Source organism: Pseudomonas cremoricolorata (assembly GCF_000759535.1).
Lineage (GTDB): Bacteria > Pseudomonadota > Gammaproteobacteria > Pseudomonadales > Pseudomonadaceae > Aquipseudomonas > Aquipseudomonas cremoricolorata_A.
This window is the reverse complement of sequence record NZ_CP009455.1, coordinates 1,122,170-1,148,148: the sequence shown is the minus strand read 5'-3', so window position 1 is coordinate 1,148,148 and position 25,979 is coordinate 1,122,170. Positions and strand designations below refer to the sequence as shown.

The 25,979-nt window shown below is 65.6% G+C and carries 19 protein-coding genes; 11 read left to right on the top strand and 8 right to left on the bottom strand.

What is annotated here, in order from left to right; all coding sequences use genetic code 11:
• Positions 1-17 precede the first annotated feature (17 nt).
• From LK03_RS04845 to ptsP, 3 genes are all read left to right on the top strand, one after another.
• A complete protein-coding gene (locus tag LK03_RS04845; protein WP_038411316.1) occupies positions 18-443 on the top strand; it encodes a DUF2269 family protein in 426 nt (141 codons plus the stop codon).
• Positions 444-649: 206 nt separating this feature from the next.
• A complete protein-coding gene (locus LK03_RS04840; protein WP_028693297.1) occupies positions 650-1,129 on the top strand; it encodes an RNA pyrophosphohydrolase in 480 nt (159 codons plus the stop codon).
• 22 nt (positions 1,130-1,151) lie between these two features.
• Positions 1,152-3,431, top strand: coding sequence for a phosphoenolpyruvate--protein phosphotransferase (ptsP, locus tag LK03_RS04835; RefSeq protein ID WP_038411315.1), 2,280 nt, complete (start codon positions 1,152-1,154; stop codon positions 3,429-3,431).
• On the opposite strand, the gene LK03_RS04830 is transcribed toward ptsP, so the two are convergent.
• Complete coding sequence (locus LK03_RS04830) at positions 3,428-4,186, bottom strand: NRDE family protein (RefSeq protein WP_038411314.1); 759 nt, start codon at positions 4,184-4,186, stop codon at positions 3,428-3,430. The genes ptsP and LK03_RS04830 overlap by 4 nt on opposite strands.
• 202 nt (positions 4,187-4,388) lie before the next feature.
• Between LK03_RS04830 and lgt the strand changes: the two genes are divergently transcribed.
• Together lgt and LK03_RS04820 are read left to right on the top strand one after the other, a co-directional pair.
• Positions 4,389-5,198 carry a prolipoprotein diacylglyceryl transferase gene (lgt, locus tag LK03_RS04825; protein WP_028693300.1) on the top strand — a complete coding sequence of 270 codons (810 nt, stop codon included), beginning with the start codon at positions 4,389-4,391 and terminating at the stop codon, positions 5,196-5,198.
• Between the two features lie 47 nt (positions 5,199-5,245).
• Positions 5,246-6,217, top strand: coding sequence for a thymidylate synthase (locus LK03_RS04820; protein WP_038411313.1), 972 nt, complete (start codon positions 5,246-5,248; stop codon positions 6,215-6,217).
• 25 nt (positions 6,218-6,242) lie between these two features.
• Here the strand turns inward: LK03_RS04820 and LK03_RS04815 are convergent, their stop codons facing one another.
• Together LK03_RS04815 and cadR are read right to left on the bottom strand one after the other, a co-directional pair.
• Positions 6,243-6,662 (bottom strand): VOC family protein, encoded by a 420-nt coding sequence (locus tag LK03_RS04815; RefSeq protein WP_038411312.1) that lies wholly within the window; start codon positions 6,660-6,662, stop codon positions 6,243-6,245.
• 39 nt (positions 6,663-6,701) lie between these two features.
• A complete protein-coding gene (gene cadR, locus LK03_RS04810) occupies positions 6,702-7,145 on the bottom strand; it encodes a Cd(II)/Pb(II)-responsive transcriptional regulator (protein WP_038411311.1) in 444 nt (147 codons plus the stop codon).
• 82 nt (positions 7,146-7,227) lie between these two features.
• Here cadR and LK03_RS04805 point away from each other — a divergent pair, with 82 nt between their 5' ends.
• Entirely contained in the window at positions 7,228-9,519 is a 2,292-nt protein-coding gene (locus tag LK03_RS04805; RefSeq protein WP_038411310.1) for a heavy metal translocating P-type ATPase, read from the top strand.
• A 6-nt stretch (positions 9,520-9,525) separates the two neighbouring features.
• Here LK03_RS04805 and yrfG read toward each other — a convergent pair whose 3' ends face one another.
• Positions 9,526-10,188 (bottom strand): GMP/IMP nucleotidase, encoded by a 663-nt coding sequence (gene yrfG / locus LK03_RS04800; protein ID WP_028693305.1) that lies wholly within the window; start codon positions 10,186-10,188, stop codon positions 9,526-9,528.
• Positions 10,189-10,251: 63 nt separating this feature from the next.
• Between yrfG and nudE the strand changes: the two genes are divergently transcribed.
• Both nudE and cysQ read left to right on the top strand, forming a co-directional pair.
• Positions 10,252-10,818 (top strand): ADP compounds hydrolase NudE, encoded by a 567-nt coding sequence (gene nudE / locus LK03_RS04795; protein WP_028693306.1) that lies wholly within the window; start codon positions 10,252-10,254, stop codon positions 10,816-10,818.
• Entirely contained in the window at positions 10,815-11,642 is an 828-nt protein-coding gene (gene cysQ / locus LK03_RS04790; protein WP_038411309.1) for a 3'(2'),5'-bisphosphate nucleotidase CysQ, read from the top strand. The genes nudE and cysQ overlap by 4 nt, the downstream gene beginning before the upstream one ends.
• Before the next feature lie 73 nt (positions 11,643-11,715).
• On the opposite strand, the gene LK03_RS04785 is transcribed toward cysQ, so the two are convergent.
• Both LK03_RS04785 and LK03_RS04780 read right to left on the bottom strand, forming a co-directional pair.
• A complete protein-coding gene (locus tag LK03_RS04785; RefSeq protein ID WP_038411308.1) occupies positions 11,716-13,116 on the bottom strand; it encodes a sigma-54-dependent transcriptional regulator in 1,401 nt (466 codons plus the stop codon).
• Positions 13,113-14,927, bottom strand: coding sequence for a sensor histidine kinase (locus tag LK03_RS04780; RefSeq protein WP_038411307.1), 1,815 nt, complete (start codon positions 14,925-14,927; stop codon positions 13,113-13,115). Before LK03_RS04780 ends, LK03_RS04785 begins: the two co-directional genes overlap by 4 nt.
• Positions 14,928-15,036: 109 nt before the next feature.
• Between LK03_RS04780 and LK03_RS04775 the strand changes: the two genes are divergently transcribed.
• The 3 genes from LK03_RS04775 (at position 15,037) to LK03_RS04765 (ending at position 20,865) form a co-directional block, all read left to right on the top strand.
• Complete coding sequence (locus LK03_RS04775) at positions 15,037-17,937, top strand: aminotransferase (protein WP_038411306.1); 2,901 nt, start codon at positions 15,037-15,039, stop codon at positions 17,935-17,937.
• Between the two features lie 251 nt (positions 17,938-18,188).
• Positions 18,189-19,295, top strand: coding sequence for an agmatine deiminase (gene aguA / locus LK03_RS04770; protein ID WP_038411305.1), 1,107 nt, complete (start codon positions 18,189-18,191; stop codon positions 19,293-19,295).
• A gap of 280 nt (positions 19,296-19,575) precedes the next feature.
• A complete protein-coding gene (locus tag LK03_RS04765; protein ID WP_038411304.1) occupies positions 19,576-20,865 on the top strand; it encodes an OprD family porin in 1,290 nt (429 codons plus the stop codon).
• Between the two features lie 72 nt (positions 20,866-20,937).
• Here LK03_RS04765 and LK03_RS04760 read toward each other — a convergent pair whose 3' ends face one another.
• Positions 20,938-21,603, bottom strand: coding sequence for a hypothetical protein (locus LK03_RS04760; protein WP_038414609.1), 666 nt, complete (start codon positions 21,601-21,603; stop codon positions 20,938-20,940).
• 2 nt (positions 21,604-21,605) lie between these two features.
• Positions 21,606-25,979, bottom strand: coding sequence for an RHS repeat-associated core domain-containing protein (locus LK03_RS04755; protein ID WP_049870428.1), 4,374 nt, complete (start codon positions 25,977-25,979; stop codon positions 21,606-21,608).

The window sequence follows — 25,979 nt, the reverse complement described above, 5'->3', positions numbered from 1 at the left end:
TTCTACGGAGCTGACCCATGGACCTGCTGACAACGCTCAAGACCGTGCATATCGCGGCAAACCTGCTGGCGGTAGGCAGCGCCCTGGGCCTGGGCGTATGGGCCTGGCGGGCGCGGCAGCAGGCGGGGGCGGCCATGGCTGCCGGCCTACTGCGCGGTCCGCTGCTGGCGGCGTGGCTGTTGCTCGTACTCAGCCTGTTGAGCATGCCGTTCAGCGGCTGGTGGCTGGTGCATCTGGTCGGCTGGCCGCTCGGCCAGGCCTGGCTTCTGGCTTCCAGCACGCTCTATGGCGTCGCGGCGGCAAGCACCGCCTGGCTGCTGCTGCGGCTCTACCGCCAGCGCCGCGGCGCTTCGGCACGGCCGCGTCTGACCTTGGCCCTGGCGCTGTTCAGCGCGCTGTGCTTCGTGCTGATCGCTGCGTTGATGGGCGCCAAGCCGGTCTGACTCACGCCGTCATCCCCCGGTCATGCCTTGGCGGTATATACCTGACACGGCCCATCACGCCCGAGGCGTCACCGGTTCCACGACGCCGGTCAATACCGCGCGCTCACACCCTGCCAGACTCGCAGCGGATATGCGCTGCGGGCGCGTTGCTGCGCTTGCAAGCTTTGTGGAACAATGCGGCGACATGCGTTTTCGAGGTTGCGGCCGTGATCGACCCGGATGGTTTTCGCCCCAATGTCGGGATCATTCTTACGAATGATGTCGGACAGGTGTTATGGGCTCGGCGGATCAACCAGGATGCCTGGCAGTTTCCCCAGGGCGGCATCAACCCTGATGAAACGCCGGAAGATGCCCTGTACCGCGAGCTGAATGAAGAAGTGGGGCTCGAGCGCGATGACGTGGAAATTCTTGCCTGCACCCGCGGCTGGTTGCGTTATCGTCTACCCCAACGTCTGGTCCGCACACACAGCCAGCCGCTGTGTATCGGCCAGAAGCAAAAATGGTTTCTGCTGCGTTTGGTCACCAATGAGCAGCGAGTACGTATGGACCTGACCGGAAAACCGGAGTTCGACGGCTGGCGCTGGGTCAGCTACTGGTATCCGTTGGGCCAGGTGGTGACATTCAAGCGCGAGGTCTATCGCCGCGCGCTCAAAGAGCTTGCCCCGCGCTTGCTGATGCGCGACTGACCACGGAGTCCGACCCCGAGCCATGCTCAATACGCTGCGCAAGATCGTCCAGGAAGTGAACTCCGCCAAAGATCTCAAGACGGCGCTGGGTATCATCGTCTTGCGCGTCAAAGAGGCCATGGCCAGCCAGGTCTGCTCGGTCTATCTGCTCGACCCGGAAACCAATCGCTTCGTGCTGATGGCCTCCGAGGGTCTCAACAAACGCTCCATCGGCAAGGTCAGCATGGCCCCCAACGAGGGCCTGGTCGGTCTGGTCGGCACCCGCGAGGAGCCGCTCAACCTGGAAGACGCCGCCGCCCACCCGCGTTATCGCTACTTCGCCGAAACCGGTGAAGAACGTTACGCCTCCTTCCTCGGCGCGCCGATCATCCACCACCGCCGTGTGGTCGGCGTGCTGGTCATCCAGCAGAAGGAACGTCGTCAGTTCGACGAAGGCGAAGAGGCCTTCCTGGTCACCATGAGCGCGCAACTGGCCGGGGTCATCGCCCATGCCGAGGCTACAGGCTCGATTCGCGGCCTGAACCGCCAGGGCAAGGGCATTCAGGAAGCGCGCTTCGTCGGTGTGCCGGGCTCGCCCGGTGCCGCCGTCGGCCGCGCCGTGGTGATGCTGCCGCCTGCCGATCTGGATGTGGTGCCCGACAAGACCGTCGAGGATATCGACGCCGAGCTGCTGCTGTTCAGCGCGGCCCTGGAAGGCGTACGCGCCGACATGCGCAAGCTCTCGGCCAAGCTGGCGACTCAGTTGCGCCCCGAAGAGCGTGCACTGTTCGACGTTTACCTGATGATGCTCGAAGACGCCGCCCTCGGCGGTGAAGTGGTGGCGGTGATCAAGACCGGCCAGTGGGCCCAGGGCGCCTTGCGCCAGGTGGTCAGCGAGCACGTCAACCGTTTCGAGCTGATGGACGATGACTACCTGCGCGAGCGCGCCTCCGACGTCAAGGACCTCGGCCGCCGCCTGCTCGCCTATTTGCAGGAAGCGCGCTCGATGGCGCTGGTGTACGCGGAAAACACCATTCTGGTCAGCGAAGAGCTGACCCCTGCCATGCTCGGTGAAGTGCCCGAGGGCAAGCTGGTCGGGCTGGTGTCGGTGCTGGGCTCGGGCAACTCCCACGTGGCCATCCTGGCCCGCGCCATGGGCATTCCCACGGTCATGGGCCTGGTCGATCTGCCGTATTCCAAGGTCGATGGCATCGAGCTGATCGTCGACGGCTACAAGGGCGAAGTCTTCACCAACCCCAGCGAAGTGCTGCGCAAACAGTACGGCGATGTGGTGGAAGAGGAGCGCCAGCTGGCCCAGGGCCTCGATGCCCTGCGCGAATTGCCCTGCGTGACCCCTGACGGCCATCGCATGCCGCTGTGGGTCAACACCGGGCTGCTCGCCGATGTCGCCCGCGCCCAGCAGCGCGGGGCCGAGGGCGTCGGGCTGTACCGCACCGAAGTACCGTTCATGATCAACCAGCGCTTCCCCAGCGAGAAGGAACAGCTGGCGATCTACCGCGAGCAGTTGCAAGCCTTCCATCCGCTGCCGGTGACCATGCGTACGCTGGATATCGGCGGTGACAAGGCACTGTCGTATTTCCCGATCAAGGAAGAAAACCCCTTCCTCGGCTGGCGCGGCATTCGCGTCACCCTCGATCACCCGGAAATCTTCCTGGTGCAGACTCGCGCCATGCTCAAGGCCAGCGAGGGCCTGAACAACCTGCGCATCCTGCTGCCAATGATTTCCGGCATCCACGAACTCGAAGAAGCCTTGCACCTGATCCACCGCGCCTGGGGCGAGGTGCGCGATGAAGGCACCGACGTGCCGATGCCGCCGGTTGGGGTGATGGTGGAAATTCCTGCAGCGGTGTATCAGACCCGCGAGCTGGCGCGTCAGGTCGATTTCCTCTCGGTGGGCTCCAACGACCTGACCCAGTATTTGCTGGCGGTCGATCGCAACAACCCGCGGGTCGCCGATCTGTATGACTACCTGCATCCGGCGGTGTTGCAAGCTTTGCAGACGGTGGTGCGCGACGCCCACGGCGAAGGTAAGCCGGTGAGCATTTGCGGAGAAATGGCCGGTGATCCGGCGGCGGCGATATTGCTCATGGCCATGGGCTTCGACAGTCTGTCGATGAACGCTACCAACCTGCCCAAGGTCAAGTGGATGCTGCGCCAGGTCAACATGAGCAAAGCCCACGAGCTGCTCGCCGACGCCATGAGCCATGACAGCCCGCAACTTATCCACAGTGCGCTGCAACTGGCGTTGAAGAACCTCGGCCTGGCGCGGATGATCGCCCCCGGCGCCAACAAGTCGCTTTAAGCGCCCGGCCCAAGGGCCAGCGCCACCTCCCCTAAGTGCCCGCCATGCGGGCCGAAACTGCGCTCGATCAGTTGGCGATTGCCTTGCGCATCGCACAGCAGCACGGTGCTGGCACGGGTGCCGTAGTGCGGGCTGGCGATAAACACACTCGACAGCAAGCGCTCGGTTTCGCGGCCTACGCCGGTGTCAGGCAGTGCGCTGTCGGCGGGGCGTTGGTCATCGCCCAGCAGTGCCAGCAAGCGATCCGCGTGCGGCGCCGACAACTCGGCGCGCAACCCTTCACGCGCCTTGTGCAATTTCGGCCACGGCGTGTCGAGCGCTGCGTTGCTCAACCCATACACACCCGGTTCGAGCAGGCGCGGCTGTGCCTGGAGCGCGTTGAGGTAGCCCAGGTGCAGGCCGTCGCCGACCAGTAGGTTGAACCCCGCATACTCCCCAACGCGCGGCGCCAGCGCGTCCAGATACTGTGCTGCGCTGAGCTGCCCGCGCAGGAAGCCCGCCACCAGCTCGCCACGCGAGCGAAGGCCGGTGGTAAGGTCCGGGTTGCGGATATTGGTGAGGGCGGCAAAGCGCCCCCCGGCAGCGACGCCGAGCCAGCTGCCGCCAGCTTGCAGGTCGCGCCCGGCATGCACGCCGGGGGCATCGTGCCACGCCGCCAGGGGCTGGGTAGGGCGGGCGTAGAACTCGTCACGGTTGGCCGCGACGATCAGCGGCAGGGCCTGGCCCGGCTGCCAGGCAAAAACGATCAGGCACATTCGAAGGTCTCCGATTGCTACCACTGTAGCGGCGTTGCCCAAAGACTTCACTAGAGCCCCGACCTTGGCTTCCGTTACCATGCCCAACTGATTTTCTCGGGGATGGCGCAGTGTTTGTCGCCATGTCCGCCCACGCATACGTTCACCGCGCCGTGGTTTGGCGTCGGTTTCAGTTCTGTGATGTGAACCATAAGGAATCACCATGCTGCCTTACCCGCAGATCGACCCCGTGGCCCTGGCCATCGGGCCGCTGAAAATTCACTGGTACGGCCTGATGTACCTGGTCGGCATCGGCGGTGCCTGGCTGCTCGCCTCGCGCCGGCTCAACCGCTTCGACCCAACCTGGAGCCGCGAGAAACTCTCCGACCTGGTGTTCTGGCTGTCGATGGGGGTGATCGTCGGCGGGCGCCTGGGTTACGTGCTGTTCTACGACCTGCACGCCTACCTGAGCAATCCGACGTTGATCTTCGAAGTGTGGAAAGGCGGCATGTCGTTCCACGGCGGGTTCATCGGGGTGATGCTGGCGGCGCTGTGGTTCGGCAAGCGCAACAACAAGTCGTTCTTCGAACTGATGGACTTCGTCGCACCGATGGTGCCGATCGGTCTGGGCGCCGGACGCATCGGCAACTTCATCAATGCCGAGCTGTGGGGCAAGCCGACCGATGTGCCGTGGGCGATGATCTTCCCGCCGTTCAGCGACCCGGCGCAGTTGCCGCGCCACCCGTCGCAGCTGTACCAGTTCGCCCTCGAAGGCGTGGCGCTGTTCCTGGTGCTGTGGTTCTACTCGCGCAAACCGCGCCCGACCATGGCGGTGTCCGGCATGTTCGCGCTGTTCTACGGCATCTTCCGCTTCATCGTCGAGTTCTACCGGGTGCCGGATGCACAGCTCGGCTATCTGGCGTTCGGCTGGCTGACCATGGGTCAGTTGCTCTGCGTGCCAATGATCGTCGCCGGCCTTGCCATGATCTGGTGGGCCTATAATCGCAAGCCCACGGCGACATCCGCCCATTGATCCACACGGCAGGGGTGATCCCTCTGCCGCTTCGCTACAGGTAGGCCATGAAACAGTATCTAGACCTGGTCCGTGACGTGATCGACAACGGCACGCTTCAGGAAAACCGCACCGGCATCCGCACCATCAGCCGGCCCGGCGCCATGCTGCGCTTCGACCTGCAGCAAGGTTTTCCGGCCATCACCACGCGCCGGCTGGCGTTCAAGTCGGCCATCGGCGAGATGGTCGGCTTCCTGCGCGGGGTGAACAACGCCGCGCGCTTCCGCGAGCTGGGCTGCAAGGTGTGGGATCAGAACGCCAACGAAAATGCCCAGTGGCTGGCCAACCCGTTCCGTCAGGGCGAAGACGACCTCGGCGAAATCTACGGCGTGCAATGGCGCAAATGGCCGGGCTACAAGCGCATCCCGCTGAGCAACCCGGCCGCCATCGCCATGGCCGAGCAGCAAGGCTTTCGCACGATCGCCCGCGATGAAGAAGACGGCCAGGGCTTCGTCATTCTGTACAAGGCCATCGACCAGGTGCGCCAGTGCCTGGACACCATCGTCAACGACCCCGGCAGCCGCCGCATCCTGTTCCACGGCTGGAACTGCGCGCAGCTCGATGAAATGGCTCTGCCGCCGTGCCACTTGCTGTACCAGTTCCACGCCGACGCAAGCAAACGCGAGCTGTCGCTGACCTTGTACATCCGCTCCAACGACCTGGGCCTCGGCACCCCGTTCAACCTCACCGAGGGCGCCGCGCTGCTGTCGCTGTTCGCCCGCCTCACCGGCTACACGCCGCGCTGGTTCACCTATTTCATCGGTGATGCGCACGTCTATGAAAACCATCTCGACATGCTCAACGAGCAGTTCAGCCGCGCGCCCATGGCGGCGCCGAAGCTGGTGATCAGTGAGCGCGTGCCTGAGTTCGCCAAGACCGGCCAGTACCAGCCCGAATGGCTGGAGCTGATCGAACCTGGCGATTTCACCCTGGAAGGCTACGAGCATCACCCGCCGCTGACGGCGCCGATGGCGGTGTGAGGTCGCGCGGCAGCGCGCAGGTGCGTCAGCCCTGCGCGGTGATCTCGGGGTGCGCGGTGTAGCAGACGAAGCACAGCTTGTTGCCCTCCGGGTCGCGGCAGTAGGCGCCGTAGTAGTCCTCGGCGTAGTGCGGCCTGAGTCCGGGCGCGCCTTCGTCGATGCCGCCCTGGGCGAGGGCGGTGGCCCACGCCTGATCGACCGCTTCGCTGGAACGCGCCAGAAAGCTGACTTGGGTGCCATTGCCCCAGGTCGCGGGCAGGCCGTTGATCGGCAACTGGATATAGAACCTGCGCCAGGCCACGGCCTTGTCATGCCAGCCGGCGCCGGTCGGGCCGCCATCGTGGGGTTCTTCGATGCGCTCGAGCCCGAGCGGTGCCAGCACGGCATCGTAGAAGGCCGTCATGCCGGCGAGGTCTTTCGCGCCGAGTTGGATATGGCTGAACATCGCTCGCTCCTTGTCGCTGAAGTGAGGGTGGGTACGGGCTCAGTGTCCGTGGCTGCGCCCAACGTGGGAGTGCTCGGTGTCGGTCGCGGTGACGGCACCGTTGACCTCCAACTGCTGGAGGATGGCGCATTCGGCGCCTTGCTGGCTGCAGCGCTGGCGCAGCTCGACCAATTGCCGTTGCAGCGCCACCAGGCCGTCGATGCGTGCCTGGACATGCTCGATATGCTCGTCGATCAGCGCGTTGACGCTGCCGCACTGGCCTTCAGGGCGGTCGCGCAGGTTGAGCAGGCTGCGGATTTCATCGAGGGTCATGTCCAGGGTGCGGCAGTTGCGGATGAAGGTCAGCCGCTCGACATGGGCCTGGGTGTAGAGCCGGTAGTTGCCGTCGGTGCGCGCCGGTTCCGGCAGCAGGCGTTCACGCTCGTAGTACCGGATGGTCTCGACGGCGCAGTCGGTGGCCCTGGCCAGTTCGCCAATCTTCATCACTGATCTCCACAGGAAAGCTTGACCCTATAGTGGCTACAGGGTGTTCACTTGGCAACAGGTGCACATTAAGGACGCGTCCATGAACCAGCCTGTCAGCCCGCCGACCCACCACGATCACGATCACGATCACGATCACGATCACGATCACGATCACGATCATGCCCATGCGCCCGAGCAGGCGCAGAACGGACATGCCCACGCCCATGCCGCCGGCAGTTGCTGCAGCAGCGCCGCGCCTGCGCAGGTGCAACTCACCGCGCACAGCAGCGCTGACGCCCGGCTCAGCCGTTTTCGCATCGAGGCCATGGATTGCCCGACCGAGCAGACGCTGATTCAGGACAAACTCAGCAAGCAGCCGGGCATCGAGCAGCTGGAATTCAACCTGATCAACCGGGTGCTTGGCGTGCGTCACACGCTGACCGGCACCGAGCCGATCGAGCAGGCCATCGCCAGCCTGGGCATGCACGCCGAGCCGCTGGAGGGCGATGCCGAGGTCGGCGCTGCGGCGGCGGCACCGACGCGCTGGTGGCCACTGGCGTTGTCTGGCCTGGCGGCGCTGGCTGCCGAAGTGGTGCATTTCACCGGGCTGGCCCCCGAGTGGTTGGTGGCCGCCCTGGCGCTGGCGGCGATTCTCGGCTGCGGCCTAGGCACCTACAAGAAGGGCTGGATCGCCCTGAAGAACCGCAACCTCAACATCAACGCGCTGATGAGCATTGCCGTGACCGGCGCGGTGCTGATCGGCCAGTGGCCGGAAGCGGCCATGGTCATGGTGCTGTTCAGCGTTGCCGAGCTCATCGAAGCGCGCTCGCTGGACCGCGCGCGCAACGCCATCGGTGGGCTGATGCAGCTCAGTCCCGACCTTGCCACCGTGCGTGAGGCCGACGGCCAGTGGCGCGAAGTGGACGTGCGTGAAGTCGCCGTCGGCGCAGTGGTGCGGGTCAAGCCAGGCGAGCGCATCGGCCTGGACGGCGAGGTGCTCAGCGGGCAATCAAGTGTCGATCAGGCGCCGATCACCGGCGAAAGCCTGCCGGTGGAAAAGACCGTGGGCGACAAATTGTTCGCCGGTACCATCAACCAGGCCGGGGCGCTGGAGTATCGGGTCACTGCGGCGGCCGGGCAGTCGACCTTGGCGCGAATCATCAAGGCGGTGGAAGAAGCCCAGGGCAGCCGCGCGCCGACCCAGCGCTTCGTCGACCGTTTCTCGCGCATCTATACCCCGGCGGTGTTCGCCGTGGCCCTGGCGATTGCCGTGCTGCCGCCGCTGTTCGGCGCCGGCGCCTGGTTCGACTGGATCTACCGCGCTCTGGTGCTGCTGGTGGTGGCGTGCCCCTGCGCGCTGGTGATTTCTACCCCGGTGACCATCGTCAGTGGTCTGGCAGCGGCGGCGCGCAAGGGCATTCTGGTCAAGGGCGGGGTGTACCTGGAAGGCGGGCGCAAGCTCGATTTCCTGGCGCTGGACAAGACGGGCACCATCACCCACGGCAAGCCGGTACAGACCGACTTCCACCTGCTCGACCCGCGTTTCGAAGGCCGCGCCCAGGCGCTGGGCGCAAGCCTGGGCGAGCGCTCCGACCATCCGGTATCTCGCGCCATCGCCCAGTTCGCCCGCCAGCCGAATCAGCCACTGAGTGAGGTGCAGGACTTCGCCGCGCTGGCCGGGCGGGGCGTGCGTGGCGAGATCGACGGCGTGCGTTATCACTTGGGCAACCACCGCCTGGTGGAAGAGCTGGGGCTGTGCTCACCGGAGCTGGAAGCCCGGCTCGATGGCCTTGAGCGTCAGGGCAAGACCGTGGTGCTGCTGCTCGATGACAGCGGCCCCCTGGCGCTGTTCGCCGTGGCCGATACGGTCAAGGAAAGCAGCCGTCAGGCGATTGCCGAGTTGCACGAATTGGGCATCAAGACCCTCATGCTCACCGGCGACAACCCACACACAGCCCAGGCCATCGCCGCCCAAGTGGGCATCGACTGCGCCGAAGGCAATCTGCTGCCGGCCGACAAGCTCGCCGCCATCGAGGCGCTGTACGCACAAGGCCACCGCGCCGGGATGGTCGGCGACGGCATCAACGATGCCCCGGCGCTGGCGCGGGCCGAGATCGGCTTCGCCATGGCCGCCGCCGGCACCGACACCGCCATCGAGACCGCCGACGTGGCGCTGATGGACGACGACCTGCGCAAGATTCCGGCATTCGTGCGCCTGTCACGCCAGACCGCGGCGATTCTCACCCAGAACATCGTGCTGGCTCTGGGCATCAAGGCGATCTTCCTCGCCATCACCTTCGCCGGCCTGGCCACCATGTGGATGGCGGTGTTCGCCGACATGGGCGTGAGCTTGCTGGTGGTGTTCAACGGGTTGCGTCTGCTGCGCAAGTAGCGCCGCTTAAAGTCCATCCAGAAGCGTGCGGTAGTCGTCCACTGCATCGAACTCCTGGGTATCTCTGATCGCCGCCTTGCTGTCCGGTTGAAGAACCGCCAGCAGGTGCGCGACACCGAAGCGCCGGGCGCTGCGCAGAATCGCCAGGGTGTCGTCGATGAACAGGCTGCGCGAAGGCTCGAAGCCGATGTCGGCGTGCAGCGCATCCCAGAACTGCGGGCTTTCCTTGGGGAAGCCGTAATCGTGTGAGCTGATCAGCCGCTCGAAGTACGGCGCCAGCTCCACCCGCTCCAGCTTCAGCGACAGCGAGTCGCGGTGCGCGTTGGTGATCAGCACCACGCGCTTGCCGGCGTCGCGGATCGCCGTCAGGAACGGCCCGGCATCCGGGCGCAGGGCGATCAGCTCGGCCAGTTCCTGTTTGAGTTCGCGAATCGGCAGGCGCAGTTCTCGGCTCCAGAAATCTAGGCAGTACCAGTTCAGCGTGCCGGCGTTGCGCTCGAACAATGGCTGCAGCTCCAGCTCGGCCATCGCCCGGCTGACGCCATGCAGTTCGGCGTAGCGCTGGGGCAGGTGCTGCATCCAGAACTGGTTGTCGTAGTGCAGGTCGAGCAGGGTGCCGTCCATGTCGAGCAGGACGGTATCGATCTCGGACCAGGGAAGAAGTGCCATGGGAAACTCTCGTTCAGTCAGCAAGCCACGGTATAGTAACCCGTTCACGTCTAGGAGCCTGCCATGCGCGAGAAACCCACCGTCCTGAGCCGCGAGATCGTCGCCAGCAGCCACCTGTTTCGCGTCGAAGCGGTGCAGTTGCGTTTCAGCAACGGCACCGAGCGCACTTACGAACGTCTGGTCGGGCGCGGCACCGGGCACGGCGCCGTGATGATCGTGGCGATGCTCGACGGCGAGCGCGCGTTGCTGGTCGAGGAATACTGCGGGGGCACCGATGCCTACGAGCTGTCGCTGCCCAAGGGCCTGATCGAGCCGGGTGAGGACGTGCTGGCCGCCGCCAACCGTGAGCTCAAGGAGGAAGCCGGTTATGGTGCCCGCGAGCTGGAACACCTGACCGAGCTGTCGTTGTCGCCGGGCTACATGAGCCAGAAAATCCAGGTGGTGCTGGCCACCGACCTGTACGAAGAACGCCTGGAGGGCGACGAGCCCGAGCCGATGCGCGTCGACACGGTCAATCTGCGCGAGCTGTCCGCCCTCGCCACCCACCCGCAGTTCTCCGAAGGCCGCGCCCTGGCGGCGCTGTACCTGGTGCGTGACCTGCTCACTCAACGAGGCCTGCTCAGCGCATGAATCAGCAACGACTGCTCGCCGAGGTGGTGACCCTCGCGCAACGTGCCGGCGAGGCGATTTTGCCGTTCTGGCGTGCCGATGTCGCCGTCACCGCCAAGGCCGATGATTCCCCGGTAACGGCCGCTGATCTGGCTGCGCATCATGTGATCGTCGCCGGGCTACAGGCTCTGACCCCGGACATTCCGGTGCTGTCGGAAGAAGACTGCGGCATCGCCCTGGAGCAGCGTCAGCGCTGGCAGCGCTGGTGGCTGGTCGATCCGCTGGACGGCACCAAGGAATTCATCGCCGGCAGTGAAGAATTCACCGTCAACATCGCCCTGATCGAGCGCGGTGAGGTGGTGTTCGGCGTGGTATCGATGCCCACCAATGGCCGCTGCTACTTCGGTGGGCGCGCATTGGGTGCCTGGCGTGCCGAAGCTGGCGCTGCGCCCGAGGCGATCGCGGTGCGCAGCCAGCCTGGCGCCGGTGAGCGCTTCACCGTGGTCGCCAGTCGCCGGCACAGCAGCCCGGCCCAGGAGCTGTTGCTCGAAGGGCTGTCGGCGGCGGTCGGCGAGCTGACCCTGGCGAACATCGGCAGCTCGCTGAAATTCTGCCTGCTGGCCGAAGGCAGTGCCGATTGCTATCCGCGCCTGGCCCCGACCTCGCAATGGGACACCGCCGCCGCGCAAGGCGTGCTGGAAGGCGCCGGCGGCGCGGTACTTGGCCTCGACGGCCAGGCATTGCAGTACCCGCCCCGCGAATCGCTGCTCAACCCGTTCTTCCTTGCGTTGCCGGCCACTGCCAGTTGGCGGGATGCCTTGGTGCGGTTGGCTTCGGCGGTCTGACGCGCTGCGGTTGATCTTGAGCCTTTCGCGGCTGAAGACGCGAAAGGCCGGCAAAGCCGGCCTGCCCCAACACCTACCCCCGCCCGTCCTCATGCTCATCATGCCCGCTGCTGCCCTCGAAACTCAGGCCATGCTTGCGCAGTTTGTCGTGCAGGGTCTTGCGCGGCATGCCCAGCGCTTCGGCGAGGCTGCGCATCGAGCTATGCGGCTGGCTCAGTTCGGCGGCGATCAGCGAGCGTTCGAACTGCTCGACCTGTTCGCTGAGGCTGCCACCGCGCGCTACCGGGGTGGCGGTGGCGGCGGCGGGTTGCGGTGTGTCCAGGGCCAGTTCCAGGCCCAGGGCGAAGCGTTCGGCGGCGTTTTGCAGTTCACGCACGTTACCCGGCCAGTCGTGGCGCAGCAGTAACGCGCGCTGCGCCGGTTGCAGGCTGTGCGGGGGCAAGCCATGGCGCTGGCTGGCGGCATCGGCAAAATGCTGGAACAGCACCAGAATGTCATCGCCACGCTCGCGCAGCGCCGGTATACGCAGTGAAGCCACGTTCAGCCGGTAGTACAGGTCGGCGCGGAAGCGGCCCTGGTCGGCGGCCTGGCGCAGGTCTTCCTTGGTGGCGGCGACTATGCGGATATCCAGCGGAATCAGCTGGTTGCCGCCCAGGCGTTCCACCACCCGCTCCTGCAACAGGCGCAGCAGCTTGACCTGCACATCCAGGCTCATGCTTTCGATTTCATCGAGGAACAGCGTGCCGCCGTTGGCGAATTCGAACTTGCCGATGCGCCGCTTCTGCGCCCCGGTGAAGGCCCCCGGTTCGTGGCCGAACAGTTCGCTCTCGACCACCGACTCGGCCAGCGCCCCGGCGTTGATCGCCACGAATGGCCCGTCGCGGCGGCTCGACAGATCGTGCAGGGCGCGCGCCACCACCTCCTTGCCGGCACCGGTCTCGCCCAGGATCAGCACGTCGGCGCGGGTGCCGGCCAGGGCGCCGATCTGCTCGTGCAGGCGCAGCATCGACGGTGCTTGCCCGACCAGGCGGGTGGCCAGTTGCTGGCGGTCGCTCAGGGCCAGGCGCAGGCTGCGGTTATCAAGCACCAGGCGGCGCAGGGCGAGGGCGCGACGCACACTGTCGAGCAGCGCATCACTGGCGAACGGCTTTTCCAGAAAATCGTAGGCGCCGGCGCGCATCGCCTGTACCGCCAGCGGCACATCGCCGTGGCCGGTGATCAACAGCACCGGCAGCTCCGGGTCGCGGCCATGCAGTTGCTCGAGCAGTTGCAGGCCGTCGATGCCGGGCATGCGGATGTCACTGACCACCACCCCTGGCCAGTCTTCGCCAATGCGTTCGGCCAGGCCCTGGGCATCGCTCAGCGCCGTGACCTTGAGCCCGGCCAGGTCCAGGGTCTGGCTCAGGGCCTGGCGCAGGTGCGGGTCGTCGTCGACCAGGATGACCTGGGTCGGGCTGTCGATCAGAAAGGTCATGCCGAAGGGTCCTCAGAGGGTTTCAGGTTGGCGCCGCCGCTGGCCACGCGCAGGCGCAAGGTCAGCAAGGCGCCGCCTTCGGGGTGGTTGCCCAGCAGCAATTCGCCGCCCAGGGTGCGCATCAGGCTGTCGCAGATGGCCAGGCCCAGGCCCAGCCCCTGGGTGCGGGTCTTGGTGGTGAAGAACGGCTCGCGGGCGTGGGCCAGGGCCTGGCTGCTGAAGCCTGGGCCGTTGTCGCGAATCAGCAGATACACATGGTCGTCGCGTTTTTCCGCGCTCAGCCACAGGGTGCGCGGATTGGCTTTCTCGGTGAGGGCATCGAGGGCATTGGCCAGCAGGTTGCCGAGCACCTGGCGCAGGCGGGTTTCGCCGGCCTGCACCCACAACGTGGCATCGGGGATGTCGCGCACCAACTCTACGGCCATGGCGCGGCGGCGCTTGGCCAGCAAGGCCAGGGCGTCTTCCAGCGCTGGTTGCAGGGCCACGCTTTCCGGGGCGTGGCGGTCGCGCCGGGCGAAGGCGCGCAGGTGGGCGATGATCGAGGCCATGCGCCCGGTCAGCTCGCCGATCTGCTTGAGGTTGCCGCGGGCATCGTCGGTGCGCTGGTGGTCGAGCAGCACCTCGGCGTTCTCGGCATAGCTGCGGATCGCCGCCAGCGGCTGGTTGAGCTCATGGCTGATGCTTGCCGACATGGTGCCGAGCACCGACAACTTGCCGGCCTGCACCAGTTCGTCCTGGGCGCGCACCAGTTCCTGCTGGGCGTTTTCCCGCTCCAGCACGGCGCTCTTGAGACGCGTGTTGAGGCCTTCCAGCGCCGCAGTGCGCTCGACCACGCGTTTTTCCAGGTCTTGCCGGCCACGTGCCTCGAAGCGAATGCGGTCGATGTAATGGCGCCGGCGTTGCATCACCAGCCCGGCCAGCAGCATGACCACCAGCAGCGCACCGGCGCCAATGGCGGTGACCGTTTGCACCGAGCGGTCGAGAAGGATGCGTGGGGCGAGAATGCTCACCTGCCAGCCGGTTTCACGGATGTCGCGGGTCTGGGTGATCCAGGCATCGGGGTTGAGGGTCAGCGGCTGTGGCGCCTGGGTCGGGTAGGGCTGGATGGCGATGATCGCCTGACGCTCGGCGGCGCTCAGCGGGCGGGTCGCGCGGAAGCGCCAGTCGGGCCGCGAGGTGAGCACCACCACGCCATTCTGGTCGGTCAGCAGCAGTTGTTCCGGGGTGCGCCCCCACAGCGTTTCGGTGTGGTCGAGGTCGACCTTGACCACCAGCACGCCGATCACCTTGCCGGCATCGCGCACGGCGGCGGCGAAGAAGTAGCCGCGCTTGGCCGAGGTGGTGCCCTGGCCGAAGAAGCGGCCCAGATTGCCCTGCATGGCTTCGATGAAATACGGGCGGAAGGCGAAGTTACGACCGACGAAAGAATCGTGCTTGTCCCAGTTGGAGCCGGCCAGGGTGTTGCCGCTGACGTCCATCAGGTACATCACCTCGGCGCCGGTCTGCTGGGAAATGTCCTTGAGCAGACGGTTGGCGTTGGTGACCGCTTCCAGGCGGAACGGATCTTTCAGCACGCCGCGCAGCGCTGGCAGTTCGCCGAGAATCTGCGGCAGGGTTTCGTAGCGGTGCAGGGTGCCGAGCAGGTTGGCGACGTACAGGTCGAGGGTCTGGCGATTCTGCGAAGCCAGTTGGTCCTGATAGTAGCGCTCGGCCAGGTGATGCAGCGGCCACAACAGCGGCGCCAGGCACAGCGCCAACAGGGCCAGGCTGCGCCAGCGGGGGCGTCGGGGTGGAGTGGGGGTCGGGGTCATCGCCTGTCGCGCCAGTCAAAGAGGCGGTAATTATGCGCTACTTCGCCTTGCCCCTTGAATATCGCTGGGCACGATGGCGATATAGGCGGCAAAAAATCGAGGCTTTACCATGCCCCTGAGCACTTTGTTGCAGCGCTCCAGCCTGCCCAACCCCGTACTTGACCCGCTTCAGGCCGAATCCTTGCTGCGCCGTCACTACGGACTACACGGCACATTGAAGTCGCTGGGCAGCCAGCAGGACCTCAACCTGCGTCTGGACACCGGCCAGGCGCGCTATGTGCTCAAGGTCTGCCACGCCAGTTATGCCGAGCAGGAACTGCACGCGCAGCACGCGGCCCTGGCGCATCTGCGTGCCCACGGCCTGCCGGTGCCGGCCGTGTTGCCCGCTGTCGATGGCAGCACGCTGCTGAGCATCGAGGCCGACGGGCAGCCCCTGCGCGCGCGCCTGCTCGACTACATCGAAGGCCAGCCGCTGGGCGAACTGCAGCACCTGCCCACGCGGCTGATCGCCGAGCTGGGTGCGCTATGCGGGCGGGTCGACCTGGCCCTGGCCGAGTTTCATCACCCCGGCCTGCAACGCACCTTGCAATGGGACCCGCGCCACGCCGTCGCGTTGATCGAACACCTGCTGCCGGCACTCCCGGATGCCGAGCGCCAGGCCCAGGTGCGGCAGGTTTGCGCCGCTGCGGCCGAGCGCCTGCAAGCGCTGGCCGAGCACCTGCCGCTGCAAGCCGTGCACCTTGACATCACCGACGACAACACTGTCTGGGCCCGCGATGAACAGCGCCAGTGGCAGTTGCAGGGGGTGATCGATTTCAGCGATCTGCTGCACACCTGGCGCATCGCCGAGCTGTCGATCACCTGCGCCGGCCTGTTGCATCAACTGCCCGACGACCCGCTGCGCATCGCTTCAGCGGTGCGCGCCTACCATGCCGTCAACCCGCTGCATGAAGCCGAGCTGCGCGCGCTGTGGCCGCTGATCGTGCTGCGCGCCGGGGTCTTGGTGCTGAGCAGCGCCCACCACCTGCAACACGACCCGCACAACGCGTACATCCGCGCCAACCTCGACTGTGAATGGGGCATCTTCGATGTCGCGGCGGCAGCGCCTGCCGCGCTGATGGAGGCCGCGTTCCTCGAGGCCGGCGATTGCTCACCCCTTGCCCTGCCGCTGGATGGCTGCACGCCGCTGTTGCCGGCACTGGCCGCCCAGCCGCCTAGGGGTGTCGACCTCGGCGTGCTCAGCCCGCACTGCGAGGCCGGCAACTGGCAGCAGGCTGATTTCGACCGCCAAGTGCTCGAGGCCCAACCGGGCGCAGCCTGCACCCTGCATGGGCAATACCGCCTGTCGCAAACCCACATCGACCGCGCCGACGAGCCGGCCACCTGCGCCCTCGGCGTGCAGCTCAAGCTGGCGCCGGGCAGCGCACTGGTCGCACCGCTCGAAGGTATCTGGCAGCGCCATGACGAGGGCCAGGGCTGCCTGCGCATGGCGTCCTGCACCCTGTGGATAATTGGCTTGCAGCAGGCGCCGGCCGAGGGGCAGCGGCTGGCCCAGGGTGATGCACTGGGCAGCAGCAGTGGCTGGTTGACCGTGCAACTGTGCCGGGCGGCCGAACTGCGTCCGCCGTTTTTCGCCAAGCCCTCCGAGGCGCCTGCGTGGCTGGCGCTGTGCCCGTCACCGGGCGCGCTGCTCGGTATTGCCTGCGAAGCGCCGCCGCTGGTCGATGCCCAGGCGCTGCTGGCGCGCCGCGATGCCAGCTTCGCCCGCTCGCAGAAACACTACTACCAGCAGCCGCCACACATCGAGCGGGGTTGGCGCAACTACCTGATCGACATGCACGGTCGCTCGTACCTGGACATGCTCAACAATGTCGCGGTGCTCGGCCACGGCCATCCGCGCATGGCCGCTGAATCGGCCCGGCAGTGGTCGTTGCTCAACACCAACTCACGTTTCCACTATGCCGCCATCGCTGAGTTTTCCGAGCGTCTGTTGGCCCTGGCGCCGCCAGGCTTCGACCGGGTGTTTCTGGTCAACAGCGGCACCGAGGCGAACGACCTGGCGATTCGCCTGGCCTGGGCCTACAGCGGCGGGCGTGACCTGCTCAGCGTGCTGGAGGCCTATCACGGCTGGTCGGTGGCGACCGATGCCATTTCCACCTCCATCGCCGACAACCCGCAAGCCCTGCAGACGCGCCCGAACTGGGTGCATGCAGTGGAGGCGCCGAATACCTTCCGCGGGCGCTATCGCGGCGCCGACAGTGCGGCGCACTACCTGCGCGACGTCGACGCCAAGCTCGCCATGCTCGACGCCCAGGGGCGGCAACTGGCGGGGTTCATCTGCGAGCCGGTGTATGGCAATGCCGGCGGTATCGCCCTGCCGCGCGGCTATCTGCAACAGGCCTATGCCAAGGTGCGCGAACGCGGCGGGGTGTGCATCGCCGACGAAGTGCAGGTCGGCTATGGCCGTTTGGGTGAGTACTTCTGGGGCTTCGAAGAGCAGGGCGTGGTGCCGGACATCATCACCATGGCCAAGGGCATGGGCAACGGCCAGCCGCTGGGCGCGGTGATCACCCGCCGCGAAATCGCCGAAGCGCTGGAGGCCGAGGGTTACTTCTTCTCCTCCGCAGGCGGCAGCCCGGTGAGTTGCCGTATCGGCCTGGCGGTGCTGGAGGTGATGGAAGACGAGCAACTGGTGCAGAACGCTCGCGAGGTGGGCGGCTACTTCAAGGCGCGTCTGCAAGGCCTTGTGGATAAACATCCGCTGGCCGGTGCCGTGCATGGCTCGGGGTTCTACCTGGGGCTGGAACTGGTGCGTGATCGCATCACCCAGGAACCGGCCAGCGGCGAAACCCACCAGTTGTGTGAACGCCTGCGTGAGCTGGGTATTTTCATGCAGCCAACCGGCGATTACCTGAACATTCTCAAGATCAAACCGCCGATGGTCACCACCCGCGCCAGTGTCGATTACTTCGTGGATTGTGTGGATCGAATTTTGGGGGAGGGGCTCTAGAGGAGGTGTGCGTTGGAGTTAAGCCGATAATGATCGGCTTTTTTGAGGCGTCATTAGATTTGCCAAGGCTTTGCCTTGGATCGCGGCTGAAGCCAATCCTACACGGATAACTTAACCGTTTAGGAGCGGCTTCAGCCGCGAAGCTCTTACTATACACAGGCTTTAAAGTCAGATAATTATCGGCTATAAGTTATCCACAATTCTCACCACGCCATGGCGCCCCGCGCGTCTGGCCGCCACAGAGGTCATTCATGAAAACCCTCACTTCGACTCCGCGCGCCGATGGTTTCCACATGCCCGCCGAATGGGCGCCGCAGACCCAGGTCTGGATGGTCTGGCCAGAGCGCTCGGACAACTGGCGGCTGGGCGGCAAGCCGGCGCAGGCTGCCCACGTTACTCTGGCCAAGGCCATTGCCCGCTTCGAACCGGTCACCGTGGCCGCCTCGGCCGGCCAGTACGAAAACGCTCGCCGCCAGCTCGACCTGCCCAACATCCGGGTTGTGGAAATCAGCAGCGACGACGCCTGGGTGCGTGACACCGGGCCGACGTTCGTGATCGACGCTAGCGGCGAAGTGCGCGGCGTCGACTGGGCCTTCAACGCCTGGGGCGGCTTCGACGGCGGCCTGTACTCGCCGTGGAACCGCGACGCCGAACTGGCGGCCAAGGTGCTGGAAATGGAGCGCTGCCAGCGTTACCACACCGAGGGCTTCGTGCTCGAAGGCGGCTCGATTCATGTCGATGGTGAAGGCACCCTGATCACCACCGAAGAATGCTTGCTCAACCGCAATCGCAACCCGCACCTGAACCGCGAGCAGATCGAGCAGGTGTTGGCCGAGCAGTTGGCGGTAGAGAAGGTCATCTGGCTGCCGGATGGCCTGTTCAACGATGAAACCGACGGCCATGTGGATAACTTCTGCTGCTACGTGCGCCCGGGCGAGGTGCTGCTGGCCTGGACCGACGATCCGCAAAACCCCAACTACCCACGCTGCCAGGCGGCGATGCAGGTGCTAGAAAGCAGCCGTGACGCCAAGGGCCGTGCGCTGACTGTGCACAAGATGCCGATCCCCGGGCCCTTGTTCGCCACCGAAGAGGAGTGCGCAGGCGTCGATCAAGTAGCCGGCAGCCAACCGCGCGATCCGTCGGTGCGTCTGGCCGGCTCCTACGTCAACTTCCTCATCGTCAACGGCGGCATCATCGCGCCGAGCTTCGATGACCCAATGGACGCCCAGGCCCGCGACATTCTGGCGGCGCTGTTCCCGGACCACGAAGTGGTGATGATTCCGGGCCGCGAACTGCTGCTCGGCGGCGGCAACATCCACTGCCTGACCCAGCAGCAGCCGGCGCCTGTGCACGCCTGATTGGCGCTGCGTTGTAGTGTGGGCGCGGCAAAAGCGCTCACACATTGCGACTTTTCCTACAGAATAATTCACCAGTTCTGCTCGATATGACCCTTCAAATGTGCTGTTGAAACGGCAGATTCTGGTTATAACCTTATTCTTTTCACGATTTTTTGACATTTTCGTCAAGTCGCAGCTAGGATTCGACCCCTCTTTGCTGGCCCGGCTTGGGTCAGTCTGCTGCCAGGTGCCGTGGATCGCTCACAGCGCTTGTTGATGTCGTGATAAGGAAAACGCCGCAATGTTGAACACCAGGATCAGCCTCGTCGCACTGGCATTGATTGCCGCGAGCCAGGCCCAGGCCAATGACCAGGCCCAAAGCAAAGGCTTCGTCGAAGACAGCCACGCCAACGTGCTGCTGCGCAACGCCTACATCAACCGTGACAAGAAGCACGGTAATTCCGACCAGGCCGAGTGGGGCCAGGCGTTCATCGGCAAGTTCAGCTCAGGCTTCACCCAAGGCACGGTCGGCGTTGGTGTCGATGCCTTCGGCCTGTATGCGCTGCGCCTGGATGGCGGCAAGGGCCGCAACGGTGGTGCCGGCATCGATTTCTTCAAGCCTAGCGATACCGCGCCAGCCAATTCCCCGCACAACCTCGCCCGCGCCGGTGCAGCGGTGAAGTTCCGTATCTCCAACACCGTGCTCAAGTACGGCGACCAGATGCCGTCGTTGCCCGTGCTGCAACACGACGACGCCCGCCTGCTGCCCGAGAGCTTCACCGGCACGCTGATCACCTCCAAGGAGATCAAGGGCCTGGAGCTGAACGCCGGCCGCTTCACCCAGGAAGCGCGCAAGAGCGCCGAAGGCCGCGACAGTGGTGGTCTGAAGTCGATCAACGTGCTCGGCGGCAGCTACCACTTCACCGACAGCTTCAGCGGCTCGCTGTACACCTCGCAGGTCGAGGACGTGCTGCAAAAGCACTACCTGGGCCTGAACTACGTCCATGCCATCGCCGACGATCAGTCGCTGACCCTGGACTTCAATGGCTACAAGACCGAAATCAACAACAAGTACGTCAAGGCCGCTGACCTGACCGGCGATCGCAACACCATCTGGAGCCTGGCGGCGACCTACGCCTTCGGCCCGCACGCGCTGACCCTGGCGCACCAGCGCAGCACCGGCAGCACCGGTTACAACTACGGCTGGTACCAGAACCGTGGCGGCGTCGGCGACGGCGGCTCGAGCATCTTCCTGGCCAACTCCTACTGGTCCGACTTCAACGCCGAAGACGAACGTTCCTGGCAGATCGCCTACGACCTCGACTTCGCTGGCTTCGGCGTGCCGGGCCTGACCTACAAGGTCGCCTATGTGCGCGGCGACAACATCAACACCCACGGCTTCGGCGAAGGCAAAGAGCGCGAGATCTTCAACCAGGTGCGCTACGTCGTGCAGGAAGGCCCGGCCAAGGACCTCTCGGTCAAGCTGCGCAGCTCGTTCCTGCGCACTTCGGAGAGCGTGCGCCAGAACGGCTACAACGACGACGGCAACGAAGTGCGCGTATTCGTCGAGTACCCGATCAGCATCTTCTGATTTGTCGCTCAGCGGTACCCCAACAGCCTCGGTGAATGCCGGGGCTGTTTCGTTTCAACGCCGCTTCGATGTTCAGGTGGACTGAAGGAAGAAGTATCCCCCTTCATCCCCCTCCTTGCCGCGCCGCGCCTGTCGGTCGACGTAGACGTAGCCGATCCCTTCTGCGAGCAGGCCCTCATGCTCGGGGCTCCATTGGGCGATGTCGTAGTCCCTCAATTGCAGCAGAAACAGATAACGGTTCGGCTCGTAGATCGGGTCTTGCAGCCACGACGGCCGACCGACCGGTTTGCTCACTTCCAGCCCGTTGTCGTCATCTTCCAGCTCCTGCTCGAGCTCTTCGTCGCTCATCGCCTGAAAGTGGATGAACGCGCTTGGCAGCAGCAGCGTGCCCGGCGTCGGCGACAGGGGCTGGTCGCTCAGGCGGTGCAGCAGGACCCGGGCGTAACCTGCGTTGCGCACGGTTTCCAGCTCGCTTTGCTGATTGACGGTGTAGCGGCGTTGGGTCGCTTCGTTGAACTCACCGTCGCGTTGCTTGACTGCGATGAACACGGTCAGCGCCATGCCCTCGGGGATGAAGGTCACCGGCAGGAAACGCTCGGTAAGGGTCATCAATGGGGTTAGCAGTTCGCCGGAATCCGGGGCCCGTGGCCACAGCGCCATATCGGGCAAAAAAGCCCCGCCGCCGACCTGGCCGAGCCCTGCGTCCTGGTCGGAAAACACGATCTTGTTCGAGCTCATGGTCAGTAACATCCCTTGCTCTTGGCGAACGACTTGGCATAGCGCCGTGCGGTTCGCAGTTGTTGAATGGTCATCTCGCCCTTCACCACCATGGAGTTGTAGATTGCCTTGGACATCAGCTTGATCTCCAGGCGGCCGCTGCGCAGCATCTGATTGCCTTTCAGACCTAGCTGTTTACGCAGCCGCCGTTCCTCGCGGTGCACGGCGCGGTGGTTGGTTGGGCTCAGGGCGATGGACGGGTTGCCACGCAGGCGCTGGCCATTGCTGGCGATGCCTTTGTCCTGGAGGAATTTGTTGCGCACCACTTCGTGGGCCTCGCGGCCATCGTTCTTGTGCACCTCGGCGCCGTAGCCTGCGACCTCACCTTCATTCAATAACCCCCACGGATCGATCCAGGTAAAGGGATTCGGCGCATACGCATAGTGATTCAGACCGCCCGATATACCGATCGGATCAGGCTGGGTGAAGCGTCCGATGTCCGGGTCGTAGAAGCGGAACAGGTTGTAGTGCAGGCCGCTCTCGCGGTCCAGGTACTGGCCCTGGAAGCGCAGGTTCTGCTGTTCGGCGAAGTCGCTGCTGGCGTATTCCTGGCGGGTCTGGCCCCAGGTCGAGTAACGCGCACTCCAGCACAGCTCACCGTTGTCGTCGCTGAGTTGTTCAGGCAGGCCGTTGAGGTCGTTGTGGTAGTGGCGCAGGTGCTGGTAGTCGCCTTCACCGTCGATGCGCGCCAGTGGCTCGTGGCCGTCATCCAGGTACAGGTACAACGTCTGCCGGCCATCGCGGCGCTCGCCGCTCAGGCGCAGGCCATCCCAGGTGAACTCGGTCTGCCCCAGCGGCACACCGCCGAGGGTGGTCTCGCGTTTGCCAATGCGCCGTCCCATCGGGTCGTAATGCATGTGCAGGACCCGCTCGCGTCCGGGCTGCAGGGTGTGCACTTCGATCAGGCGGTGTTCGGCGTCATACACGAAGCGTTGCGTGCCATGGCGGCGGCTGCGCTTTTCCTTGAGCCGCCCAAATCCGTCGTAGGCATAGCGCTTGTCTTCGAAGGTCAGCAGCCGGTCATGCTTGACCGGCCCGGCGCCAGGCGGGTGTGGATCGAGCAAGTTGCCGGCCGGGTCGTAGTGGAACTGCTCATGCAGGCCCTGGCTGGGCGCATCGACGGCGGCGATACGTCCGCTGGCGTCGTGGTTGAAGCTCTGCCAGCCCTGCAGGTCGGGGCGCTGCACATAGCGGCTGGCGAGGTGGTCGAGCAGGTCGTAGGCAAAGCGCAGTTGATCGCTGGCGGGCACGTGTTGCGCCTGGCTCGCCGGGCGCCTCAGTCGCGCACGCAGGTGCCCGGCACGGTCGTATTCGCTGCGGGTCAGCAACTGCCCTTGGCTGCGCTGCACTTCGCGATGCAGGCGGTCGCGCTCGAAGTCGCTGACCAGCCGGCCGTCGACGTTGACCTGGTGCAGGTGGCCACTGCCGTAGTACAGGCGATTGATCCAACGGCCATCGGCCACACGGGTGCGGGTCAGGTTGCCGAGCGGGTCGTATTCATGGCGCAGGCTGCCGCTGGCGCTGCGTTCTTCGAGCAATTGGCCGAGGGCGTCGTAGGCGAAGCCCAACGACTGACTACTGCCGTCGACCCCCTCGAAGGTCATGTCCAGCAACTGATCGACCGCGTCGTAGCGGTAGCGGGTGCATCCATCGCGGGTGGTGCGGGTCAGCAGGCGGCCGACGGCATCGTGCTGCATCCGATGCACGATCGGCGCTTCGTCACTGCCTGCGGTGGGCACGAACTGCACCTCGCAGAGGTGATCGCCGGCATCGTAGCGATAGTGGCGGGTGCTGCCGTCGAGGTTGCACTCGGCCACCAGCCGGTCGGCCGCGTCCCAGGTGAAACTGTGCAGTTCACCGTTGGCATTGCGCATGCCGGTCAGCCGCCCGTAGCGGTCGTGCAGGTAGTTGACGCTGCGGCCAAAGGCGTCGCGCCGGGTGGTCAGCTGACCGCGACTGTTGTAGCCCAGCTCGGTGACATGCCCGGCCGGGTCGAGGTAGCCCACCAGCAAGCCGCGCTCGTCGTAGCGGTACTGCTCGATGCGCCCGTCGGGCTGGGTCACTTGCAGCAAACGGCCATCGACGTCGTGCTGGTAGTCGGTGACCTCGCCCAGAGCGTTGCTCAGGCTGCGCAGGTGGCCGTGGGCGTCGTAGCTCAACCGGGTGACGGCGTCGGTGCAATCGGTCTGGCGCAGCAGCACGCCGCGCAGGCTCCAGTGCAGGGTGCGGCGGGTGCCGGCGGCATCGATGATCTCGCACGGACAACCGTGAGCGTCGTAGCGGTAGCGGGTGATGCCGCCCAGCGGATCGGTCTCGCTGATGCAGTTGCCGCGTGGGTCGTAGCGGTACTGCCAGCGCTGCCCGGCGGCATCGGTCTGCACCGTCGGTAGCGACCAGTGTTCGAGCCAGGTGGTGGATTCCCGTCGGCCCAGCGGGTCGAGCGTTTCCACCAGGTTGCCCGAGGCATCGTAGAGAAAGCGCCACTGGCCACCGGCAGGGTCGGTGGCGCCGAGCAGTTGGCGTTCGTCATCCCACTCGAACTGCCATGTCTGGCCCAGCGGATTGCTGTGCCGGGTGATCTGCAACTGCGCGTTCCAGGCATGCAGGTTGACCCGTTGCAGGCTGTCGGTGACGCGGGTGATGCCGGCTTCGAGGTCGTAGTCGAACTGGTAGCTGTCGCCGGCATCGGTCCAGTGCCGTATCACCCGCGCAGCGTCGCCGATCTCGGCCCACTCGTAGAAGCAGCGCAGGCCGCTGCGGGTCTGGTGCTGGCACAGGCGTTCGGCGGCGTCGTAGGCAAAGCTGCGCAGCAAGCGCTGCTGGCCGTCACGAACCTCGACCAGCAGGCCGCGGGCATCGTAGTGATAGTGCGCGCGCACTGCGTTGTGGCCCTCGGCATCGCGCTGCTCGATATGGCTGACGCGCTGCGGCCAGTGCTCGTTGTAGTGCAGGTGCAGGCAGACGCTGTCGAAGGTGTCGCGCAATTGGCTGAGGCGGCCTTGGGCGTCGTAGTCCAGGTAGATGCGGTTGTCGTTGCGATCGCCCAGCTGGCTCAGGCGCAGGTGCTCGGGACGTCCTGGCGTGGGCTGGAACAGCCGGTACTGGCCCTCACGGCTCTCGCTGAGCAGTTCGCCGTTGGCTGCGCGGCGAATGCTCAGGCCTTCGCCGACGCTGAACACTGCCTCGCCCGGGGCGATGTTGCCCATGTCCACGGCCCGCGCCTGTTCGTCGTAGAGCCACAGCCGTTCGCTGCCGTCGGCGTCTGCAACGAGACTCACACTGACCTCGAAAGCCGTGCTCCAGCCCGGCCCGAACAACGTGTGTCGGCGCTCGTCTCGGCTGCTGTAGAAACGCTGCCAGTCGATGGCCAGCATTGCCTGCACGCTGAAGTCGAGGTCGTCCTCGCCGCACAGCACCTTGGCCCCGGTGGCGGCATGCACCGGGTTCGGTGAGGCGCTGGTGGCGCGAACCAGCGCGCCGGTCACGGCACTGGTGGCGTAGCTGGTGGCGCCGCCCAGCAGCATGCAGCCCAGCTTGCTGTAGAACTTGCCACCACGCCCGCGCAGCAGCATCAACGCCGAAATCGCCAAACCGATGCCCGGCGTCTTGCCGCTGCGAATCTCACGTACCACGATCGGCTCGCCGCCGATGCGTACGTCGCTCGACACCTCGCCACCATCGACCACCACCGCCTCGCAGGTGCTGCGGTCGCCGCTGCGCACGGCGGGGTGGCCGTTGATCATGACCTTGCTCGAGCCTTCGGCCAGGTACTGCGGCGGCATGGCCGGGTGCTTGCTGCACAGAACCTTGTCGTCGTTGGCTTCCTGGGTATTCGGCGCGGGGCTGGCGACGGTCGGGCGCCACATCTGCGAGAAGAAGCCCTTGGCCATGTCGAGGAAGGTTTGTTCCTCGGCCTGGGCGTCGGCGGCGGCCTGTTCTGCCTCCAGCGGCGTCAGGGGCGCCAGCACGATACCGGCGGCGCGGGCGGCGGGCTTGCCGTTGATGTGGGTGTCGCTGGAGCCGCTGGCGATGGTGGCCTGCACGGTGGGCGGCGAGAGGGCATTGCCGATGCCCTCGCATAATCGACTGAGCCCGGTGTCGGCGCCGGTCTTGGCCATCGCCACGCCGACCACCAGGCCGACCGCGGCGCCGAGCACGAAGCAGCCCAGCCCGCCCGTGGCCACGGTGATGCCGAAGGCCGCCGCCACCGCGGCGGTGGCCAGCGCGCCGATGGCCACGGTGGCAGCCACCTCCAGCACGCCGCCGACGATGTCGGCCAGCATCGAGGTGTGCAGCAGCGCATCGCCTTCGCGGGCGGCCCAGAATGCGTCAGACAT

Bases quoted from the DNA above. Each gene is read 5' to 3' on its own strand.
- LK03_RS04845 (WP_038411316.1), top strand. From the start codon at position 18: ATGGACCTGCTGACAACGCTCAAGACCGTGCATATCGCGGCAAACCTG.
- ptsP (WP_038411315.1), top strand. From the start codon at position 1,152: ATGCTCAATACGCTGCGCAAGATCGTCCAGGAAGTGAACTCCGCCAAA.
- LK03_RS04830 (WP_038411314.1), bottom strand. From the start codon at position 4,186: ATGTGCCTGATCGTTTTTGCCTGGCAGCCGGGCCAGGCCCTGCCGCTG.
- lgt (WP_028693300.1), top strand. From the start codon at position 4,389: ATGCTGCCTTACCCGCAGATCGACCCCGTGGCCCTGGCCATCGGGCCG.
- LK03_RS04820 (WP_038411313.1), top strand. From the start codon at position 5,246: ATGAAACAGTATCTAGACCTGGTCCGTGACGTGATCGACAACGGCACG.
- LK03_RS04815 (WP_038411312.1), bottom strand. From the start codon at position 6,662: ATGTTCAGCCATATCCAACTCGGCGCGAAAGACCTCGCCGGCATGACG.
- cadR (WP_038411311.1), bottom strand. From the start codon at position 7,145: ATGAAGATTGGCGAACTGGCCAGGGCCACCGACTGCGCCGTCGAGACC.
- LK03_RS04805 (WP_038411310.1), top strand. From the start codon at position 7,228: ATGAACCAGCCTGTCAGCCCGCCGACCCACCACGATCACGATCACGAT.
- yrfG (WP_028693305.1), bottom strand. From the start codon at position 10,188: ATGGCACTTCTTCCCTGGTCCGAGATCGATACCGTCCTGCTCGACATG.
- nudE (WP_028693306.1), top strand. From the start codon at position 10,252: ATGCGCGAGAAACCCACCGTCCTGAGCCGCGAGATCGTCGCCAGCAGC.
- cysQ (WP_038411309.1), top strand. From the start codon at position 10,815: ATGAATCAGCAACGACTGCTCGCCGAGGTGGTGACCCTCGCGCAACGT.
- LK03_RS04785 (WP_038411308.1), bottom strand. From the start codon at position 13,116: ATGACCTTTCTGATCGACAGCCCGACCCAGGTCATCCTGGTCGACGAC.
- LK03_RS04780 (WP_038411307.1), bottom strand. From the start codon at position 14,927: ATGACCCCGACCCCCACTCCACCCCGACGCCCCCGCTGGCGCAGCCTG.
- LK03_RS04775 (WP_038411306.1), top strand. From the start codon at position 15,037: ATGCCCCTGAGCACTTTGTTGCAGCGCTCCAGCCTGCCCAACCCCGTA.
- aguA (WP_038411305.1), top strand. From the start codon at position 18,189: ATGAAAACCCTCACTTCGACTCCGCGCGCCGATGGTTTCCACATGCCC.
- LK03_RS04765 (WP_038411304.1), top strand. From the start codon at position 19,576: ATGTTGAACACCAGGATCAGCCTCGTCGCACTGGCATTGATTGCCGCG.
- LK03_RS04760 (WP_038414609.1), bottom strand. From the start codon at position 21,603: ATGAGCTCGAACAAGATCGTGTTTTCCGACCAGGACGCAGGGCTCGGC.
- LK03_RS04755 (WP_049870428.1), bottom strand. From the start codon at position 25,979: ATGTCTGACGCATTCTGGGCCGCCCGCGAAGGCGATGCGCTGCTGCAC.